Annotated in this window: 17 protein-coding genes; 12 read left to right on the top strand and 5 right to left on the bottom strand. The window is 65.0% G+C overall.

From position 1 onward, the window contains the following. Nucleotides 1-110 precede the first annotated feature (110 nt). The 4 genes from DPM33_RS03725 to DPM33_RS03740 form a co-directional block, all read right to left on the bottom strand. The gene (locus DPM33_RS03725) at nucleotides 111-659 is read right to left on the bottom strand and encodes a DUF1254 domain-containing protein (RefSeq protein ID WP_112095627.1); all 549 of its coding nucleotides are present in this window, start codon (nucleotides 657-659) and stop codon (nucleotides 111-113) included. Next, nucleotides 652-1236, bottom strand: a complete 585-nt coding sequence (locus tag DPM33_RS03730; protein WP_112095628.1) for a DUF1214 domain-containing protein — start codon at nucleotides 1234-1236, stop codon at nucleotides 652-654. The genes DPM33_RS03725 and DPM33_RS03730 overlap by 8 nt, the downstream gene beginning before the upstream one ends. An 80-nt stretch (nucleotides 1237-1316) precedes the next feature. Continuing rightward, nucleotides 1317-3473, bottom strand: a complete 2157-nt coding sequence (locus DPM33_RS03735) for a transglycosylase domain-containing protein (RefSeq protein ID WP_112095630.1) — start codon at nucleotides 3471-3473, stop codon at nucleotides 1317-1319. A gap of 163 nt (nucleotides 3474-3636) precedes the next feature. Then, nucleotides 3637-4275, bottom strand: a complete 639-nt coding sequence (locus tag DPM33_RS03740; RefSeq protein ID WP_112095632.1) for a TetR/AcrR family transcriptional regulator — start codon at nucleotides 4273-4275, stop codon at nucleotides 3637-3639. 110 nt (nucleotides 4276-4385) lie between these two features. On the opposite strand from DPM33_RS03740, the gene DPM33_RS03745 reads away from it, so the two are divergent. The 3 genes from DPM33_RS03745 to DPM33_RS03755 all read left to right on the top strand — a co-directional run bounded on the left by DPM33_RS03745 (nucleotide 4386) and on the right by DPM33_RS03755 (nucleotide 8927). Continuing rightward, nucleotides 4386-6794, top strand: coding sequence for a GcvT family protein (locus DPM33_RS03745; protein ID WP_112095634.1), 2409 nt, complete (start codon nucleotides 4386-4388; stop codon nucleotides 6792-6794). A 12-nt stretch (nucleotides 6795-6806) separates the two neighbouring features. Beyond that, nucleotides 6807-8357: a trimethylamine methyltransferase family protein gene (locus DPM33_RS03750; RefSeq protein WP_112095636.1), complete on the top strand. Its 1551-nt coding sequence runs from the start codon at nucleotides 6807-6809 to the stop codon at nucleotides 8355-8357. A gap of 162 nt (nucleotides 8358-8519) precedes the next feature. Next, complete coding sequence (locus tag DPM33_RS03755) at nucleotides 8520-8927, top strand: DUF3168 domain-containing protein (RefSeq protein ID WP_112095638.1); 408 nt, start codon at nucleotides 8520-8522, stop codon at nucleotides 8925-8927. Nucleotides 8928-8945: 18 nt separating this feature from the next. Here the strand turns inward: DPM33_RS03755 and DPM33_RS03760 are convergent, their stop codons facing one another. Continuing rightward, the gene (locus tag DPM33_RS03760) at nucleotides 8946-9332 is read right to left on the bottom strand and encodes an ester cyclase (protein WP_112095640.1); all 387 of its coding nucleotides are present in this window, start codon (nucleotides 9330-9332) and stop codon (nucleotides 8946-8948) included. Nucleotides 9333-9681: 349 nt separating this feature from the next. Between DPM33_RS03760 and DPM33_RS03765 the strand changes: the two genes are divergently transcribed. The 9 genes from DPM33_RS03765 to DPM33_RS03800 all read left to right on the top strand — a co-directional run bounded on the left by DPM33_RS03765 (nucleotide 9682) and on the right by DPM33_RS03800 (nucleotide 16899). Beyond that, nucleotides 9682-9981 (top strand): hypothetical protein, encoded by a 300-nt coding sequence (locus DPM33_RS03765; protein ID WP_112095642.1) that lies wholly within the window; start codon nucleotides 9682-9684, stop codon nucleotides 9979-9981. A gap of 63 nt (nucleotides 9982-10044) precedes the next feature. Beyond that, nucleotides 10045-10710 carry a response regulator transcription factor gene (locus DPM33_RS03770; RefSeq protein WP_112095644.1) on the top strand — a complete coding sequence of 222 codons (666 nt, stop codon included), beginning with the start codon at nucleotides 10045-10047 and terminating at the stop codon, nucleotides 10708-10710. 22 nt (nucleotides 10711-10732) lie between these two features. Beyond that, nucleotides 10733-12121 (top strand): ATP-binding protein, encoded by a 1389-nt coding sequence (locus DPM33_RS03775; RefSeq protein ID WP_112095646.1) that lies wholly within the window; start codon nucleotides 10733-10735, stop codon nucleotides 12119-12121. Further along, entirely contained in the window at nucleotides 12118-12252 is a 135-nt protein-coding gene (locus DPM33_RS37360; protein ID WP_281004770.1) for a hypothetical protein, read from the top strand. The genes DPM33_RS03775 and DPM33_RS37360 overlap by 4 nt, the downstream gene beginning before the upstream one ends. Continuing rightward, a complete protein-coding gene (locus tag DPM33_RS03780; protein WP_112095648.1) occupies nucleotides 12249-12686 on the top strand; it encodes a hypothetical protein in 438 nt (145 codons plus the stop codon). Before DPM33_RS37360 ends, DPM33_RS03780 begins: the two co-directional genes overlap by 4 nt. A 130-nt stretch (nucleotides 12687-12816) precedes the next feature. Further along, nucleotides 12817-13953 carry a c-type cytochrome biogenesis protein CcmI gene (gene ccmI / locus DPM33_RS03785; protein WP_112095650.1) on the top strand — a complete coding sequence of 379 codons (1137 nt, stop codon included), beginning with the start codon at nucleotides 12817-12819 and terminating at the stop codon, nucleotides 13951-13953. A 4-nt stretch (nucleotides 13954-13957) separates the two neighbouring features. Beyond that, nucleotides 13958-14398: a cytochrome c maturation protein CcmE gene (ccmE, locus tag DPM33_RS03790; protein WP_112095652.1), complete on the top strand. Its 441-nt coding sequence runs from the start codon at nucleotides 13958-13960 to the stop codon at nucleotides 14396-14398. Between the two features lie 60 nt (nucleotides 14399-14458). Continuing rightward, the gene (locus DPM33_RS03795) at nucleotides 14459-16441 is read left to right on the top strand and encodes a heme lyase CcmF/NrfE family subunit (RefSeq protein WP_112095654.1); all 1983 of its coding nucleotides are present in this window, start codon (nucleotides 14459-14461) and stop codon (nucleotides 16439-16441) included. Next, nucleotides 16438-16899 carry a cytochrome c-type biogenesis protein gene (locus tag DPM33_RS03800; protein WP_112095656.1) on the top strand — a complete coding sequence of 154 codons (462 nt, stop codon included), beginning with the start codon at nucleotides 16438-16440 and terminating at the stop codon, nucleotides 16897-16899. The genes DPM33_RS03795 and DPM33_RS03800 overlap by 4 nt, the downstream gene beginning before the upstream one ends. Nucleotides 16900-16990: the final 91 nt, after the last annotated feature.

The raw sequence follows: 16990 nt of genomic DNA on the forward strand, positions 1-16990 counted from the left end.
CACGCCGGCACCTTCGAAGCCGCATCACTAGGTCAGCCCGGCGCAATTCCGGACGGAAGGTTACGGCGAAGTCGCCGAACCAGCCGTCTCGCGCTTTTCCCGGAATTGCTCTAATAATCCTGCAATTCGCAGGCGCTCTGCTCGAGAAAGCGTGACACGATCGGCTTCCAGCTCTCGTCCGGCACGAAGGCGCGGACGACGAAAACACCTTCCTCGATCGGCGCCTCGACGAAGATCGCGCCTTGCAGATCCTCCGGAAGGTCGCGACGCACATCGATCATCTGCGCCGGCGTCAGCACCACCGCATCGAGCTTCTCGCCGTTGGCGTTGTGGTCGTTGAAGGAATAGATGTTGTGGCCGCTGCGGTCGTAGACCGAGGCCGACCAGAACGGCACGTCGCCCGGCGCCTTGATCCGCACCAGCCCGTCGGCGAGGTCGAAGCGGCAGGCGGCGGCATAGAACAGCGGATCGACCGATTTCACCACTGGGGCGCCGCCGGCCTCGGCGTCCAGCCGCGTCATCTTGTAGAGGTCGGAAGCCATCGCCAGCCTCGACCAGGCATCGCGTTCGGAAAATTCCGGCACCAGGAACAGCACCACGATGTGCACGATGCCGGCGCCGAGCAGGCCGAGAATCAGGGCGTGCAGCATGCTACGCATTGCAGCCAACCTTCAATATGCGCGGCAGCGTCACGTCCGAGAGGCCGGTGCTCGAGGCGATCGGCGTGTCGTAGAAGGTCAGCACGAAATACATCTTGCCGGAGCCGCCGGTAAGCAGCCAGTTGCCGGGGGCGGGGCGGTTGCCGGCGGTGATGACGACGGAATTGTCGGGCTGGCGCAGAACCTCGTAGGACTGCAGCGCCGATTGTCTCGTCTTGCCGGTGTCGATCACGCCAAGCGATTGGTCGGCGGCATAGAGCGTCCAGAACCGGGCGGTCGGATAGCCGCCCTCGATCGAATAGGTGCATTCGCGCTTCAGCGGCTCGCCGGCTTCGTCACGCTCGGCGACGAAGGCAAGCCCCTCGGCCTGACCGAGCGCCAGCACGCCCGAGCGCGCCACGCGGGCCTTGGAGTAGGGGTCGGCGGCCAAAGTCCCCATTTCGGGAAAGGCGGTCCACCGGCCAATGCGGATCGCGCCCACACCATCCTGCGCATTCAGCGCATACCAGACGCTGTAGCCGCCAAGCCCGATGGCCATGGCAAGCGAAAGCAGCGTCAGGATGGCGTTCTTGAGCATGAGAGCCGCAAACAGAGGAGGTCGCCCGGGATATCGCGGCGCGGGGTGCTGTGGCAAGCCGGCTTCACGCGAGAGCCGTCCTAAAGCGCCGACAGCGTTTCCGGCGAGGCGGGAGCGTCGAGGACAGGCGCCGCCTCGAACACCTTGGTCATTTCCCGCAGCATCTGGGTCGTGCGGGCAGAAAGCACCGGCGGGCGCTCTGCTTCGGCCTGGGCGGTAGCGGCGTCCGCGTCCTTCTTCGCCGCTTCCTCGGCCTTGGCCGCGACTTCCGGATCGACGAACGGGTGATCGATGCCGGGTATGGGCTTCAGGTCGATGTTCTGGTGCGCATAGACCATCAGCCGCTGCCAGACCATCGCCGGCAACGAACCGCCGGTCATTTTGTTGGTCGGCGTGAAGTCGTCATTACCCAGCCAGACGGCGGCCGTGTAGTTGCCGGTGAAGCCGACGAACCAGGCATCACGGTAGGATTGCGTCGTGCCGGTCTTGCCGGCGACCACGATGTTGGGAATCTGGGCGCGCCTGGCCGTGCCCATCACCGGCACGGCGGCAAGCATGGTGTTCATCGATTTCAGCGCCTGCTCGGACAGCACGCGATGCGGCGGCGGCGCGTCCTTGGTCCAGTCATAGACGACGTCGCCGGTGCGGGTGACGAGCTGCGTTATGCCGTGGCGGCTGCCGACAAAGCCGTTCTGCGCGAACACGCTGTAGCCGGTCGCCTGGTCCATCACCGTCATCAGGGATGTGCCGAGCACCATGGTCTTGTGCGCTTCCAACTGCGACTCGACGCCGAACGACTCCGCCGTGGCCTTGATCGGCGCGATGCCGAGATAATCCTTGGCGAGCCTGACCGGCACCGTGTTGATCGATTTGGCCATCGCCACGATCAGCGGCAGCTTGCCAGCGGATTCGCCGTTGTAATTGTGCGGCGACCAGTTGCCCCAGCTGATCGGTCCGCCGGAAATGATCGAATTCGGCGTAAAGCCGTGCTCCATCGCCGTGGCGTAGACATAGGGCTTGAACGACGAGCCGGCCTGGCGCAGCGCCTTGGTGGCGCGGTTGAACTGGCTGGCGCCATAGTCGCGGCCGCCGACGATGGCGCGCACCGCGCCATTGGTCTCGATCACCACGACAGCGCCTTCGGTGACGTTGTATTCCTTGCCGAACTGGCGAAGGTGGAACTCGACCGACTCCTCGGCCGCCTTCTGGATGTTGGCGTCGAAGGTGGTGTGGGCGACCAGCGAGTGCTGGCCGGGCTTGGCGATCTTCTTCACCTCGTCGAAGGCCCAGTCGAGGAAGTAGTCGGGGCTCTTCTGCTCGCCGCGGTCGACGACGTCGGCCGGATGCAGCCGTGCCTGCAGCACCTGGCCTTCGGTCATGAAGCCGGCGTCGACGAGGTTTGACAAAACGACATTGGCGCGGGCGCGCGCCGCCGGCAGGTTGATGTGCGGGGCGTATTTGGTCGGCGCCTTGAACAGGCCGGCCAGCATCGCCGCCTCGGCCAGGTTCAGATCCTTGACGCTCTTGCCGAAATAGAAATCCGCCGCCGCCTCGATGCCGAACGTGCCGCCGCCCATATAGGCGCGGTCGAGATAGAGCTGCAGGATCTCCTTCTTGGAGAGATTCGCCTCCAGCCATAGCGACAGGAAGGCTTCCTTGATCTTGCGCTCGAAGGTGCGCTCGTTGGACAGGAACAGGTTCTTGGCGAGTTGCTGGGTGAGGCTCGATCCGCCCTGGACCACAGAATTGGCGCGGACATTTTCGAAGATCGCGCGCGACAGGCCGAGTATGTCGATGCCGTAATGCTCGAAGAAGCGCCGGTCCTCGGTCGCCAGCACCGACTTGATGACGATGTCGGGCATCTCGTCCACCGGCACGGAATCGCGCTGGATGATGCCGCGCTGGCCGATCTCGTTGCCGTAGCGGTCGAGGAAGGTGACGGCGAAGTCGCCCTGGTTGCGCCAGTCGCCGGTGGTGATGTCGAAGGCCGGCATGGCCAGCGCGAGCAGCACCACGAAACCGCCGGCGCCCATGGTGAAGCCTTCGCTCAGCACCTCGATGATGGCGCGGCGCCAGCCGTGCACGCGGAAACGGCGCGAAAAGATGGTCGCCGCTTCCCAGAATTCGCGCGCCTTGAAACCGATCTCGTAGAGCGAGGTATCGAGCCACGCATCGATGCCGAGCAGCGCCGAAGCGATCCGGCCTCTTCTCCTGCGTGGTTTCGAGGGATTGTCCATTCCAGAATTCCACCCCGGTGCACTTCCGCCCGAAACTGCCGATCACGGTTCCGAGGCGCCCTCCCTGCCAGACTAATCGACCATCTTAGCACCGCTCACAAGGGCAGCGAAGCCACACACAAGCTTTGTTGAACGCTAAGGTTGATGGCAGGCTGGAGCGATATCACCGCGCCGCGATGAAGCGCATGAAATGCGCCACATCCGCTTCGGTCGGTTCCAGTCCGGTGAAGGCGCGCAGATAGGCGGCGAGGTGGCTGACCCGCGCTTCGACCGGCTCCTTGAGATCGAGCACGTAATAGCCGATCTGCATGTAGTAGAGGACGCGGGCGCGGATGAAGGCGTCCTCGCCGTCATAGCCGTGGCGCTGGTACATGTCGCGGATGGCGAGCAGGCGCTCCTCGTCGGCCTGGTCGATCACGCGCCGCACGTCGGCCGAGCGTCTGGCCCATTCGCGGATGGCGAAATCGAGGCGCGGATCGAACAGGCGCTCGTCGGCCCAGCATTCGAACACGTTCATGACGCCCATGATGATGGTTTCGGCCGGCCGGCGCGCCCGCTCGACGATCGCCTTGGTGTTGGTGTCCTGCCAGTGCCTGAGCAGTTGATCGAGCAGATCCTGCCGGCTTTCGAAATACCAGTAGAAGCTCGATCGCGACACGCCGAGCTTCTGTCCGAGCGTAAGCACGCGCACGCTCTCGATGCCGCCGGAAATCAGCGTCCGCAGCGCGAGGTCGATCCAGTCGGCGCGGGTCACCTTGATGTTGCCGGCCGCCGGCTCGTCCTGGGGATTAGTCATGGTCATGACCGAACAAGTGGCACGGCGCGGGGCCGCGCGCAAGCTCTGGACAGAAGTGTCTAGACACATGTGTACAGACCATGTATCGTGCAGCTTCCTACGAGAGGGAGAGGCTCGTGAAGTCGCATTATCGCGCGGTGGTCATCGGGGGAGGCGTGATCGGCGCCTCGGTGCTCTATCACCTGACACGTTTCGGCTGGAGCGACGTGGCGCTGATCGAGCGCGCCGAGCTGACGGCCGGCTCGACCTGGCATGCGGCGGCCGGCTTCCACGCGCTCAACGCCGATCCCAATGTCGCGGCGCTGCAGGACTACACCATCCGGCTCTACCGCGAGATCGAGGCCGAGTCCGGCCAGAATGCCGGCCTGCACATGACCGGCGGCGTCAACATGGCGAGCGACCCGCAGCGCTGGGAATGGCTGAAATCGGCCTGGGCGGTGTTCCAGTCGGTCGGCATCGAGACGGCAAGGCTGGTGACGCCCGAGGAGATCAGGCAAATCTGTCCGATCGCCGATGTCACCGGCGTGCTCGGCGGTCTCTATGATTCCAACGAGGGCCATCTCGATCCTTACGGCACCACGCATGCCTATGCCGGCGCCGCCAGGAAACGCGGCGCCGACGTCATCCTGCGCAACCGCGTCGTCGAGTTGAGGCAGCGTGCCGATGGCGCCTGGGACGTCGTCACCGAAAAGGGCACGATCGTCGCCGAACACGTCGTCAATGCCGGCGGCCTGTGGGCCAAGCAGGTCGGGCTGATGGCCGGCGTCGACCTGCCGGTGACGCCGATGGAGCACCATTATTTCATCACCGAGGACATTCCCGAGATCGCCGCGCTCGACAAGGAAATCGGCGTCGTCGTCGATCTGGACGGGTTTTCCTATCTCAGGCAGGAGCGCAAGGGCATCCTGCTCGGCGTCTACGAGCAGAACCCGAAGCATTGGAACATGGACGGCGCGCCCTGGGATTACGGCATCGAGCTGATCCCGGAGGATATCGACCGCATCAGCCCGGAGCTTTCCAAGGCCTATGAGCGCTTTCCCTGCCTTGCCACGGCCGGCATCCGCAAATGGGTCAACGGCGCCTTCACCTTCACGCCGGACGGCAATCCGCTGGTCGGCCCGGTCAAGGGAGTGCGCAATTACTGGGTGGCTTGCGGCGTCATGGCCGGCTTCAGCCAGGGCGGCGGCGTCGGCAAGTCGCTGGCCGAATGGATGATCTACGGCGAGCCGCAGGCCGACATCTTCGGCATGGACGTCGCCCGCTACGGCGCATTCGCAGCCAACCGCGAATATCTCAAGCAAACGACGCGCCAGTTCTACGCGCGCCGCTTCGTCATGACCTTCCCCAACGAGCGGCTGCCGGCCGGCCGGCCCTTGAAGCGGCCCGGCGCCTATGACGGCATGAGCGCCGCCGGCTGCGAATGGACGGCGTCGTGGGGGCTGGAAATCCCCGCCTATTTCGCGCCAATGGGTTTTCGCGAAGAGACGACGCTGAAGCGCTCCAACGCTTTCGACATCGTCGGCGACGAAGTGCTGCAGGTGCGCCGCGCAGCCGGCCTCGTCGATACCACGGCCTTCTCGCGCTACGCCGTGTCGGGACCGGGCGCTGCGGCCTGGCTCGACCGGCTGCTCGCCTGCCGGCTGCCTAAGCCCGGGCGCGCGAAGCTGGCGCCGATGCTTGGGTCCGACGGCCGGCTGAAGGGTGATCTCACCGTGCTCAACTGGGGCGGCGAATACTGGATCATGGGTTCCTATTATTTGCGCGAATTCCACATGCGCTGGTTCGAAGCCCATCTGCCCGATGATGTCACCGTCACCGACATTTCCGACGCCATGTCCGGCTTCCTCGTCACCGGGCCGAATGCAAGGAAGATCGTCGAGCGCACCACGCATCAGGATATCTCCGCCAAGGCTTTCCCTTTCATGGCTTGCGGCACCTTCGACATCGGCATGGTTCGCGCCCGGGTCTCGCGGCTGTCGATTGCCGGCGAGCTTGGTTTCGAGATCAACTGTCCGGCCACCCTGCATGCGAGCCTGCGTGAGACACTGCTGGCCGCCGGCGAGGACCTCGGCCTTGCCGAGATCGGCTACTACGCGCTGAATTCGCTCAGGCTGGAAAAGAGTTTCGGCATCTGGTCGCGCGAATTCACGCAAGGCTACACGCCCGGCGAGACAGGGCTCGACCGCTTCATCGCCTTCGACAAGGGCGATTTCATCGGCCGCGAAGCGGCGCTCAAGGAGCGCGAGGGAGATGTTTCGCGGCGCATCGTGACGCTGGAAGTCGATGCCGTCGATGCCGATGCCAGCGGCTTCGAGCCGGTCTGGTCCAAAGGCCGGCGCGTCGGCTTCGTCACCTCCGGCGGCTATGGCTACACGCTCGGCAAGAGCGTCGCCCTGGCGCTGCTCGATGACGATTTCGCCGGGGAGGGGACCGAGCTTTCCGTACACATTGTCGGGGTCGAACGGCCGGCGCGCGTCATCGCGGCCTCGCCTTACGACGCGCATGGCAATGCGATGCGGCAATGAGGAGGAACCGCCATGATTGACGAGGCCGCACGTGATCTCAGGCGCGAACGCCGCCGGGGGCGCAGCGAGGCTGGCAGCGAGTCGAGCCGTCACCCGAACTACCGCACGCTGAAGAACCCCTTCCTGCCGCAGCCGATCTTTTCCGACGACCACGTCGCGGCCATCCACGACACCGCGCTGCGCGTGCTGGAAGAGCTCGGCATCAAGGTGCTGCTGCCCGAGGCGCGGGCGATCTACGCCAGGGCGGGCGCAATCGTTGACGAAGGGGGCCAGATGGTGCGCATCGGCCGCGACATGGTCGCGGCAGCGTTGGCTGCTGCGCCGCGCTCCATCCTCGCCCATGGCGGCGCACGCGAGCGTGACCTGATGCTAGAGCTTGGATCCATGACCTTTCTCGCCGGAGCAGGCGCGCCCAACGTCACCGATCTCGAACGCGGGCGCAGGCCCGGCACCTTCGCCGCCTTTGAGGAACTGACCAAGCTCATTCAGCATTTCGACGTGCTGCATATGCTTTGTCCCTCCGTCGAGCCGCAGGATGTCGACACCCGTTTTCGTCATTACGCCACCAATCGGGCTCAACTGACACTCTCGGACAAGTTCCCCTTCGTGTTCGCGCGCGGCACGCCGCAGGTCGACGACAGCTTCGAGATGCTCCGGCTGGCACGTGGCCTTACGGAGGACGAGTTCCGGGCCGGCGCCTATTGCTACACCGTCATCAACACCAATTCGCCGCGCCAGCTGGACATCCCGATGGCGCAAGGCATCATCGATTTCGCCAAGGCCGGCCAGGTGTCGATCATCACGCCGTTCTGCCTGGCCGGCGCCATGGCGCCGATCACGGTCGCCGGCGCGCTGACGTTGCAGCATGCCGAGGCGCTGGCCGGTCTGACGCTCGCCCAGATCGTGCGGCCCGGCGCGCCGGTGGTCTATGGCTCCTTCTCGTCCAATGTCGACATGAAGTCGGGCGCGCCGGCCTTCGGCACGCCTGAGCACATCAAGGCGACGCTGGGGGCGGGGCAACTCGCCCGCTACACCGGCTTGCCCTGGCGCTCCGGCGGCGGCAGCGCCGCCAACGTCTCCGATGCTCAGGCGGCCCACGAGACGCAGTTCGCGCTTTGGGGCTCGGTGCTTGCCGGCGCCACCGTCTGCATCCACTCCGCCGGCTGGCTGGAAGGCGGCCTGAGCGTCTCGATGGAAAAGCTGATCATAGACATCGAGGCGCTGCAGACCATTGCCGAGCTTTGCGCCGCGACACCCGGCGATGCCGACGCCATCGGCTTCGAGGCCATCGCCGAAGTGCAGCCGGGCGGCCACTTCTTCTCCGCCGCCCACACCATGTCGCGCTATCGCACCGCCTTCTACGAGCCGCTGGTCGCCGACTGGTCGAATTTCGGCAATTGGACGCAATCCGGTTCGAAGACGGCGACGGAGCGCGCGACCGGCATCTGGAAGCGGATTCTCGCCGACTTCCAGCCGCCGCCCGCCGCAGCAGCCACGGCCGGTGTGCTCGACGAGTTCATCGCCAAGCGCACTGAAGAGGGTGGCGCGGCGCCGGTCTCATAATTTGATGAAACGTAATAAATTCGAGACCTTCGCCATTCACGTTGTAGCCGAGACGATTCGCGATCTGGCATCCGGTTGCGAGCACGGCTAGGTTGCCGCTCGGATCGGCAATTGGGTTGCCGATCGGATCGGCAATGGAGACATGTTGGCGATGGGAGAGAAATGACGGCGCCTGGCGATTTGATGCAGGCCTTGTTCCTGCGGCTGAAGACCGACGCCACGCTGTCGGCGCTGCTGGGCGGCGTCGGTCTGCTCGAAAGCGCGAGCGACAAAGCGGCATTCCCTCACGTCACTTACGGCCGCACCAGCGCCTTCAATCTGGAAAGCGGCTCCGACAACGACCACGATCAGCTCGTCACCTTCCATATCTGGTCGAAAGCTCAGGGCGAGGGTGAGACGCGCCTCATCATGGACAGCATCAGGGCGCGCCTAGATGGCGCGGCATTCTCCATCGGCTCGCGCGGCCAGACGCGCCTGTCGCTGGAATTCGCCGAAGCGCGCTACGACGAGGACCTGACCGTCCATCACGGACTGCTGCGCTTTCGCGCGCTGACGCAGGAAGCCGCCTGAGCGATTGCCGCCCGAAGGTCAGAGCTGCGCCTGGATGGCGGCCTTGTCGATGACCGACCAGACCTCGCTTATGCGGCCGTCGCGAAACTCGTAGAAAACGTTTTCGGCGAACGAAACCCGTTTGCCGTGAACCGGCAGCCCGAACAGCACGCCTTTGGGATGGCAGTCGAAATGCAGGCGCGCCGCCACGCGCGGCGGCTCCGAGATCAGAAATTCGATAGTGAAGCGCAGGTCGGGAATGGCCTCGAAATCACCCTCCAGCATGCGGCGATAGCCCGAAGGCCCGATCGTCTCGCCATTATACTGCACCTCTTCGCCGACGAAGCGGCCGAGATTGTCCCAGTCCTGGCCGTTCAGGCAGGCGATGTAGCCCCGGTAGAGATCGGCAATATCCTCGCGCGTCATCGCATGCTCCCATGGTCGGCGGGCCGTTCTACACTAGCTAGGGCTAGAGCGATTCCAGGAAAGTGTGAGCGGTTAGGCTCGGCGACTTCGCCGTAGCCTTCCGCCAGGAATTGCGTCAAAACAAAGAGATAGAGCGGTTCGCCGTTTCCGTGAAACGGTGAAACGCTCTAGGCGCGGAATCCGCAGCCGAAAAGCGTGGCGGATCGAATGATTTTCCGGCTATGAATTCGGAAACCGGGATCGAGGGAGGCCCTGGCATCGACACGCGCGCAGGGGGAATGGCGAGCATGGAGTTTCGGGTGTTCACCGTTCATTTCACGTTCAGCCCGTATGCGTTAGAACCGTGATTATGAAAAACCTTGGCTCACATCTCCGCAAAGCAGCGCTGGCGCTTGCCGCAGCCAGCCTCTTTGCCTCGCAGGCGACCGCCCTGCCGGTCGTCGAGCCGTCGGTCGATCAGCCAGTCGTGCTCGCCGCCGGCGATTGCTATGCCATCGGCCAGCAGGTCGCCGCGCAAAATGGCGGCACGCTGGCCAAGGCGTCGCAGGCGACGCGGGGCGGCCAGCCGGTCTGCGTCATCGTCGTGCTCGTCCCCGGTAAGGACGGCCAGCGGCCGCGTCGCTCGGAAATCGTCGTCCCGGCGGGCTGACGCACTCGTTTCCCAGGCCAGCGGAATCGGCCTATACGTCTATCCAGCAACAGGCTTCAACCCATGCGCGTGCTCGTCGTCGAGGATGACAAGGATCTCAACCGGCAACTGGCCGACGCGCTGGTCGACGCCGGCTATGTCGTCGACCGTGCCTACGACGGCGAGGAGGGGCATTTCCTCGGCGACACCGAGCCATACGATGCTGTCGTCCTCGATATCGGCTTGCCGCAGATGGACGGCATCAGCGTCGTCGAACGCTGGCGCCGCGGCGACCGCAAGATGCCGGTGCTGATCCTGACCGCCCGCGACCGCTGGAGCGACAAGGTGGCCGGCATCGATGCCGGCGCCGACGACTACGTCACCAAGCCGTTCCACATCGAGGAGGTGCTGGCGCGGGTGCGGGCATTGATCCGCCGCGCCGCCGGCCACGCTTCGTCGGAACTCACCTGCGGGCCGCTCCGGCTCGACACCAAGGCGTCCAAGGCCGATGTGAACGGCGTGCCGCTGAAACTCACCTCGCACGAGTTCCGGCTGCTCGCCTATCTGATGCATCACATGGGCAAGGTGGTGTCGCGCACCGAGCTGGTCGAGCATCTCTACGATCAGGATTTTGACCGCGATTCCAACACCATCGAGGTGTTTGTCGGCCGGCTTCGCAAGAAGATGGGCATCGACATGATCGAAACCGTGCGGGGCATGGGCTATCGCATGCGCGAGCCGGAGGCGTGACGCGGAACCGCTGAAGCCAACCATGAATACGCGGCTGTCGAGGCTGCGGCTCTGGCCGCGCTCGCTGACCTTTCGCGTCATCGGCTTTTCCACCATCTGGGCGATCCTGACGCTGGTCGTCATCTTCACCCTCATCACCACGCTTTACCGCCAGGCCAGCGAACGCGGCTTCGACAGTCTGCTGTCGGCGCATCTGTTCAACCTGATTGGCTCCGTCGGCATTTCCGACAATGGCGCGCTGACCGGTTCGCCCGACCTCGGCGACCTGCGCTTTTCCCAACCGAATTCCGGCTGGTATTGGTCGGTGGAGCCGGCCTCGGAAGACGTGCACGGCGAACTTCATTCCTCCTCGATGACGACCTCGCTCCTGTCGCCCAGCGTCGCCGAAGTGCCGTTCAATTCGAACTTCCAGCGCAGCTACTCGATGGAAGGCATCAAGGGCGAGCAGCTCCAGGTGTTCGAGAGCGAGTTCGTTCTGGACGCCAAGAACCGCGCCGCCCGTTTCCGCGTCATGGGCAACCACAGCGAGCTCGAGCAGGAGATTGCGAGCTTCCAGCGCCGCCTGCTCACCTATCTCTCGCTGTTTGGCGCCGGCATGATCGCCATCAACGCCATCGCCATCCTGCTCGGCCTGCAGCCGTTACGACGGGTGCGCAACGCGCTCGCCATGGTGCGCGAAGGCACCGCGCAACGGCTCGACGGCAGCTTTCCGGCCGAGATCGAGCCGCTGGCCAACGAGACCAATGCGCTGATCGAGAACAACCGGCGTATCGTCGAACGTTCGCGCACGCAGGTCGGCAATCTTGCCCATTCGCTGAAGACGCCGCTTGCCGTGCTGATCAACGAGGGTCGCGCGCTCGGCGGCGCCAAGGGCCAACTGATCGCCGACCAGGCCGCCTCGATGCAGAAGCAGGTCGACCACTATCTGCAGCGCGCCCGCGTCGCCGCGCAGCGCGACAGCGTTGTCTTCCGCACGCCTGTATCTCCGCTGGTCGAACGCATGGTGCGCGTGCTGCAAAAGCTCAACCCGCAGACGAAGCTGACACTGTCGCCGCCGCCGGCCGAGATCGTCTTTGCCGGCGAGCGCGAGGATTTGGAGGAACTGCTCGGCAACCTGCTCGACAATGCGATGAAATGGGCAAGGAGCGCTGTTGCCGTTTCGGTCGCGCTTGCGCCGGGAATGAGCAACCTGTTCGAAATCGTTATAGAGGACGATGGCCCGGGAATTCCGGAAGACAGCGCGCGGGAAGTGTTGAAGCGTGGCAAGAGACTCGACGAGACGAAGCCGGGAACAGGGCTCGGACTGGCCATTGTCGCCGACCTCGTCAACGAGTATGGAGGCTCGCTGGCGCTGGAACGGTCCGGCATGGGCGGCTTGAGGGCGGTGGTGAGGTTGCGGAGCCTTCAATGATGTTTTTTATCGATTTGCGTGTTGCGGCCAACGGCCAAATTTCCGACAAATATCAATACTATGGGCTCGATATCCTCCCCGATGACGCAGCCCCAGCTCATCCCGCTCAAGAGAACCGGTTGTTGGCATGAAGATTCGCGTCGCGCTCGTTTCCGCCCTGCTTGCCGTTTCCGGTTGCTCGACGCTCAGCCGGAGCGGGCCAACCTCTCCGGTCACGCCTGTCTCCACGCCGCCCACCGGCGGCAAGGTGTCGACCAGCATCGTCTCGGCCATGAATGGCGGGCTTATCGGTGGATCGATCGGCTCGGGCCTGAGCGATGCCGAGAAGCGCAAGGGGCTGGAAGCCGAGTACAAGGCGCTGGAATACAACACCAGCGGCCAGAAGGTGACGTGGAAGAGCGACAACTCCTCGCATTACGGCGAGGTGACCGCCGCCCAGCCTTATCGTGTCGGCTCGCAGGACTGCCGCCAGTACACCCACACCGTCTACACCAGCGGCGCCGGCGTCACCGCGCGCGGCACCGCCTGCCGCAATGCCGACGGCAGCTGGACACCGCTGACCTAGAAAGGAAACCGGGCCGGCCTCATTATTCGGTCAGGTTGACGTCGATCAAGGTGAGACTGTCGATCTGCCGTCAAAGCGTCGCACTACGCTTGTGTTGGCAGGGCTGAGCTCTGCCTTTATTGGAAGAGCCATGCTGTTCTGGGTCATAGCCGCAATCCTCACGCTGGGCGCCAGCCTGGCGGTGCTTTTGCCGCTTGCCGGCGGCACGAAGGGCGCGTCGCCGGCCGGCGACCACGACCTCGAAGTCTATCGCGATCAGCTTTCCGAGCTCGACCGCGACACGGCACGCGGGCTGATCCAGCCGGGGGAGGCCGAAGAGGCGCGCGCCGAGATCGGCCGCCGCATCCTGCGTCTCGGGGCGGTCGCGCGGTCGGGCTCCACCAATTCCACATCTTCGCGCGGTACCAGATTGCTCGCCGGCGTGGCCGTGCTTGCCGTTCCGCTGCTGAGCTGGGGGCTTTACGGCATACTCGGCTCTCCCGACCTGCCCTCGCAGCCGCTGGCTGAACGTCTGGCCAAGAACCCGGCCGATTCCTCGGTCGACGAGCTGGTCGCGCGCGCCGAGGCGCACCTCGCCGCCAACCCGTCGGACGGCAAGGGCTGGGACGTGCTGGCGCCGATCTATCTGCGCTTGCAGCGCTTCCCCGACGCGGTGACCGCCTATCGCAACGCGATCCGCCTCGACGGCGACAGCGCGGTGCGCCAGGCTGGCCTCGGCGAGGCGATCGCCAGTGCCGCCGGCGGCGTCATCTCTGCCGATGCCCAAAACGCCTTCGAGGCGGCCCTGAAGCTCGATCCGGCCAACGCCAAGGCGAATTTCTACCTGGCGGTCGGCCTCGCCCAGGAGGGCAGGAAAGCCGAGGCTGTCGCCGCCTGGCAAAAGATGCTCGGCCAGCTCTCGCCGGACTCGCCCTGGCGCAACGCCGTTCAGCAGGCGCTTGCCGAGGCGGGTGAGCCGGCGGTTGCGGCGGATACGCCGGCGAACGGCCCCGACGCGCAACAGATGGACGCCGCGCAGCAGATGTCGCCGCAGGACCGCCAGGCGATGATCGAGACCATGGTCGCCGGCCTGGACGACAAGTTGAAGCAAAACCCCCGTGACGAGGAAGGATGGATGCGCCTCATTCGTTCTTATGTCGTGCTCGGCAAGGCCGATCAGGCGCGCGACGCGCTCGGCCGCGCTGTCGCCGCCTTTGGGGCGGACAGCGAGCAGGCGAAGAAATTCACCGCCTTCGCCGCCTCGCTCGGCGTCACGGCGACGGAGTGAGGCAATGACGCGCAAGCAGAAGCGATTGTCGGTGATCGTGGCGGGGTTGGCTTTCCTCGGCGCCGCTGCCGGCCTTACCTTCTATGCGCTCGGCCAGAAGGCGTCCTATTTCTACATGCCGGCCGATCTCGCCGCCGCAAGCGTGCCGCCGGGGCAGCGCATCCGCCTTGGCGGCCTGGTCGAGAAGGGCACCATCGTGCGCGGGCAGGGCGCCACCGTCGCCTTCTCGGTCACCGACACGCAAAAATCGGTCAAGGTCACCTATACCGGCATCCTGCCCGATCTGTTCCGCGAGGAGCAGGGTGTCATCACCGAAGGCGCTTTTGGCCCCGACGGCGTGTTCGTCGCCGACAGCGTCCTGGCCAAGCATGACGAACGCTACATGCCCAAGGAAGTCGCCGACGGGCTGAAGGCCAAGGGCGTCTGGCAGGAAAGCACCAATTGATGAGCAGGTTCCGCAAAAGTGCTAAGCGGTTTTCCGACCAGAACCTGCGGCAGGCGACCAATGGTTGAGACCGGACATTTCGCGCTCGTCCTGGCATTCGCGCTGTCGCTGGTGCAGATTCTGATACCGCTGGTCGGCGCCCGCACCGGCAACCAGCGGCTGATGGCGGTCGGCGGTCCGGTCACGGTCACCGGCTTCGCGCTGACCGCGTTGTCCTTCGCCGCTTTGGCGAGCGCCTATGCCGGCTCGGACTTTTCGGTGGCAAGCGTGTGGGAGAACTCCCACTCGCTGCAGCCGATGATCTACAAGATCACTGGCACCTGGGGGAACCACGAAGGCTCGATGCTGCTGTGGGTGCTGATCTTGACCTTCTTCGGCGCGCTCGTCGCCGTCTTCGGCAACAATCTGCCGGCAACGCTCAAGGCCAATGTGCTGGCCGTGCAAGGCATGATCGGCGCCGCCTTCTTCCTGTTCATCCTGGCGACATCCAACCCCTTCATCCGCCTCAATCCGGCGCCGATCGAGGGCCGCGACCTCAACCCGGTCCTGCAGGATCTCGGCCTCGCCATCCATCCGCCGATGCTCTATCTCGGCTATGTCGGCTTCTCGATCTGCTTCTCCTTTTCGGTCGCGGCACTCATCGAGGGTCGCATCGATGCCTCCTGGGCGCGCTGGGTGCGGCCGTGGACGCTGGTCGCCTGGATGTTTTTGACCGGCGGCATCGCCATGGGCTCCTACTGGGCCTATTACGAGCTCGGCTGGGGTGGCTTCTGGTTCTGGGATCCGGTCGAGAACGCCTCCTTCATGCCGTGGCTCGCCGGCACTGCGCTGCTTCATTCGGCGATCGTCATGGAGAAGCGCTCGGCGCTGAAGATCTGGACGCTGCTGCTCGCCATCCTGACCTTCTCGCTGTCGCTGCTGGGCACCTTCCTAGTGCGCTCCGGCGTGCTGACCTCCGTGCACGCCTTCGCCACCGACCCGGCGCGCGGCGTCTTCATCCTGTGCATCCTGACATTGTTCATCGGCGGTTCGCTCACGCTCTTCGCGCTGCGCGCTTCGACGCTGACCGCCGGTGGCCTGTTCCACCCGATCTCGCGCGAGGGCGCGCTGGTCCTGAACAATCTTTTCCTCACCACAGCCACTGCAACGGTGCTGGTCGGCACGCTCTACCCGCTGGCGCTCGAGGCATTGACCGGCGGCAAGATCTCGGTCGGGGCTCCTTTCTTCGACCTGACCTTCGGCCCGCTCATGCTGCCGCTGCTCGCGATCGTGCCATTCGGCCCGTTGCTCGCGTGGAAGCGTGGCGACGTGATTGCCGCCTCGCAGCGCCTGATGGCGGCCTTCGCCGTGGCGATCGCCGCGATGCTGGTGACCGGCCTGTTCATCGATGGCGCCTCCGTCTTCGCAGCGCTCGGCGTCGGCCTCGCCGTCTGGCTGGTTGCCGGCGCGCTGACCGACCTTGCCGTCAAGTCGGGCGTCGGTTCGGTGGTGCCGTCTGTCATGCTTCGTCGCTTCATCGGCCTGCCGCGCTCGGTGTTCGGCACCGCGCTCGCCCATCTCGGCCTCGGGTTGACGCTGCTCGGCATCGTCGGCACGCTGTGCTTCGGCACCGAAAAGATCCTCACCATGAAGCCAGGCGAGACGGTGGAGCTGTCCGGCCACAGCGTTCACTTCGAAGGGCTTTTCCCGCAAAAGGGCCCGAACTTCACTGAGGATCGCGGCCGCTTCGTGCTGATCTCAAACGGCATCGCGGATGGCGAGATCACCTCGGCCAAGCGCTTCTATCCGGTGCGCCAGACGGTGACGACCGAGTCGGGCATCCGGACGCTGGGCTTGAGCCAGCTTTATCTGTCGCTCGGCGACGAGAACAAGGACGGCTCCGTCGTCGTGCGCCTGTGGTGGAAGCCGCTGGTGACGCTGATCTGGGGCGGCGGCCTGGTGATGATGGCGGGTGCCGCCATGTCGCTGCTCGACCGCCGGCTGCGCATCGGCGCGCCGGCAAAGCGGCGCAAGCCGGCTGCCGCGTTGGCTAGCCCGACATGAGGCCGAGATTCTCGCTCGCCTCGATGGTCCTGCTGCTGGCCCTGTTGTTCGCCGGCGCAGCCCAGGCGGTGAAGCCTGATGAAGTGTTGCAGGACCCGGCCTTGGAAACGAGGGCGCGTGCGCTCTCGGAGGGGCTGCGCTGCATGGTCTGCCAGAACCAGTCGATCGACGAATCCGACGCCGATCTCGCCCGCGATCTGCGTATCCTGGTGCGCCAGCGGCTGGTGGCCGGCGACACGGACCAGCAGGTGATGGACTACATCGTCTCGCGCTATGGCGAGTTCGTGCTGCTCAAGCCGCGCTTCAGCCTGCGCAACGCGCTTTTGTGGGGCACGCCGCTGCTCCTGCTTCTGGCCGGCGGCTTGTTCATCGTGCTGAGCGCCCGCTCGCGCCGCCCGGCATCGACCACGCTTTCAGCCGAGGAGCAGGCGGCATTGGACAAGATGCTTAGCGATTAGCGCATCGCTGACGTTGATGATTGGCTGCACTCGGCCCGTGATCGTCATTCTATGGAATGACGACGTCGCGAGGTAACCGGCCAATCTCCAA

The sequence above is a fragment of the Mesorhizobium hawassense genome (assembly GCF_003289945.1).
Lineage (GTDB): Bacteria > Pseudomonadota > Alphaproteobacteria > Rhizobiales > Rhizobiaceae > Mesorhizobium > Mesorhizobium hawassense.

What these genes read in the sequence shown, in the direction of transcription:
- DPM33_RS03725 (WP_112095627.1), bottom strand. Translation starts at nt 659, where the DNA reads ATGCGTAGCATGCTGCACGCCCTGATTCTCGGCCTGCTCGGCGCCGGC.
- DPM33_RS03730 (WP_112095628.1), bottom strand. Translation starts at nt 1,236, where the DNA reads ATGCTCAAGAACGCCATCCTGACGCTGCTTTCGCTTGCCATGGCCATC.
- DPM33_RS03735 (WP_112095630.1), bottom strand. Translation starts at nt 3,473, where the DNA reads ATGGACAATCCCTCGAAACCACGCAGGAGAAGAGGCCGGATCGCTTCG.
- DPM33_RS03740 (WP_112095632.1), bottom strand. Translation starts at nt 4,275, where the DNA reads ATGACCATGACTAATCCCCAGGACGAGCCGGCGGCCGGCAACATCAAG.
- DPM33_RS03750 (WP_112095636.1), top strand. Translation starts at nt 6,807, where the DNA reads ATGATTGACGAGGCCGCACGTGATCTCAGGCGCGAACGCCGCCGGGGG.
- DPM33_RS03755 (WP_112095638.1), top strand. Translation starts at nt 8,520, where the DNA reads ATGACGGCGCCTGGCGATTTGATGCAGGCCTTGTTCCTGCGGCTGAAG.
- DPM33_RS03760 (WP_112095640.1), bottom strand. Translation starts at nt 9,332, where the DNA reads ATGACGCGCGAGGATATTGCCGATCTCTACCGGGGCTACATCGCCTGC.
- DPM33_RS03765 (WP_112095642.1), top strand. Translation starts at nt 9,682, where the DNA reads ATGAAAAACCTTGGCTCACATCTCCGCAAAGCAGCGCTGGCGCTTGCC.
- DPM33_RS03770 (WP_112095644.1), top strand. Translation starts at nt 10,045, where the DNA reads ATGCGCGTGCTCGTCGTCGAGGATGACAAGGATCTCAACCGGCAACTG.
- DPM33_RS03775 (WP_112095646.1), top strand. Translation starts at nt 10,733, where the DNA reads ATGAATACGCGGCTGTCGAGGCTGCGGCTCTGGCCGCGCTCGCTGACC.
- DPM33_RS37360 (WP_281004770.1), top strand. Translation starts at nt 12,118, where the DNA reads ATGATGTTTTTTATCGATTTGCGTGTTGCGGCCAACGGCCAAATTTCC.
- DPM33_RS03780 (WP_112095648.1), top strand. Translation starts at nt 12,249, where the DNA reads ATGAAGATTCGCGTCGCGCTCGTTTCCGCCCTGCTTGCCGTTTCCGGT.
- ccmI (WP_112095650.1), top strand. Translation starts at nt 12,817, where the DNA reads ATGCTGTTCTGGGTCATAGCCGCAATCCTCACGCTGGGCGCCAGCCTG.
- ccmE (WP_112095652.1), top strand. Translation starts at nt 13,958, where the DNA reads ATGACGCGCAAGCAGAAGCGATTGTCGGTGATCGTGGCGGGGTTGGCT.
- DPM33_RS03795 (WP_112095654.1), top strand. Translation starts at nt 14,459, where the DNA reads ATGGTTGAGACCGGACATTTCGCGCTCGTCCTGGCATTCGCGCTGTCG.
- DPM33_RS03800 (WP_112095656.1), top strand. Translation starts at nt 16,438, where the DNA reads ATGAGGCCGAGATTCTCGCTCGCCTCGATGGTCCTGCTGCTGGCCCTG.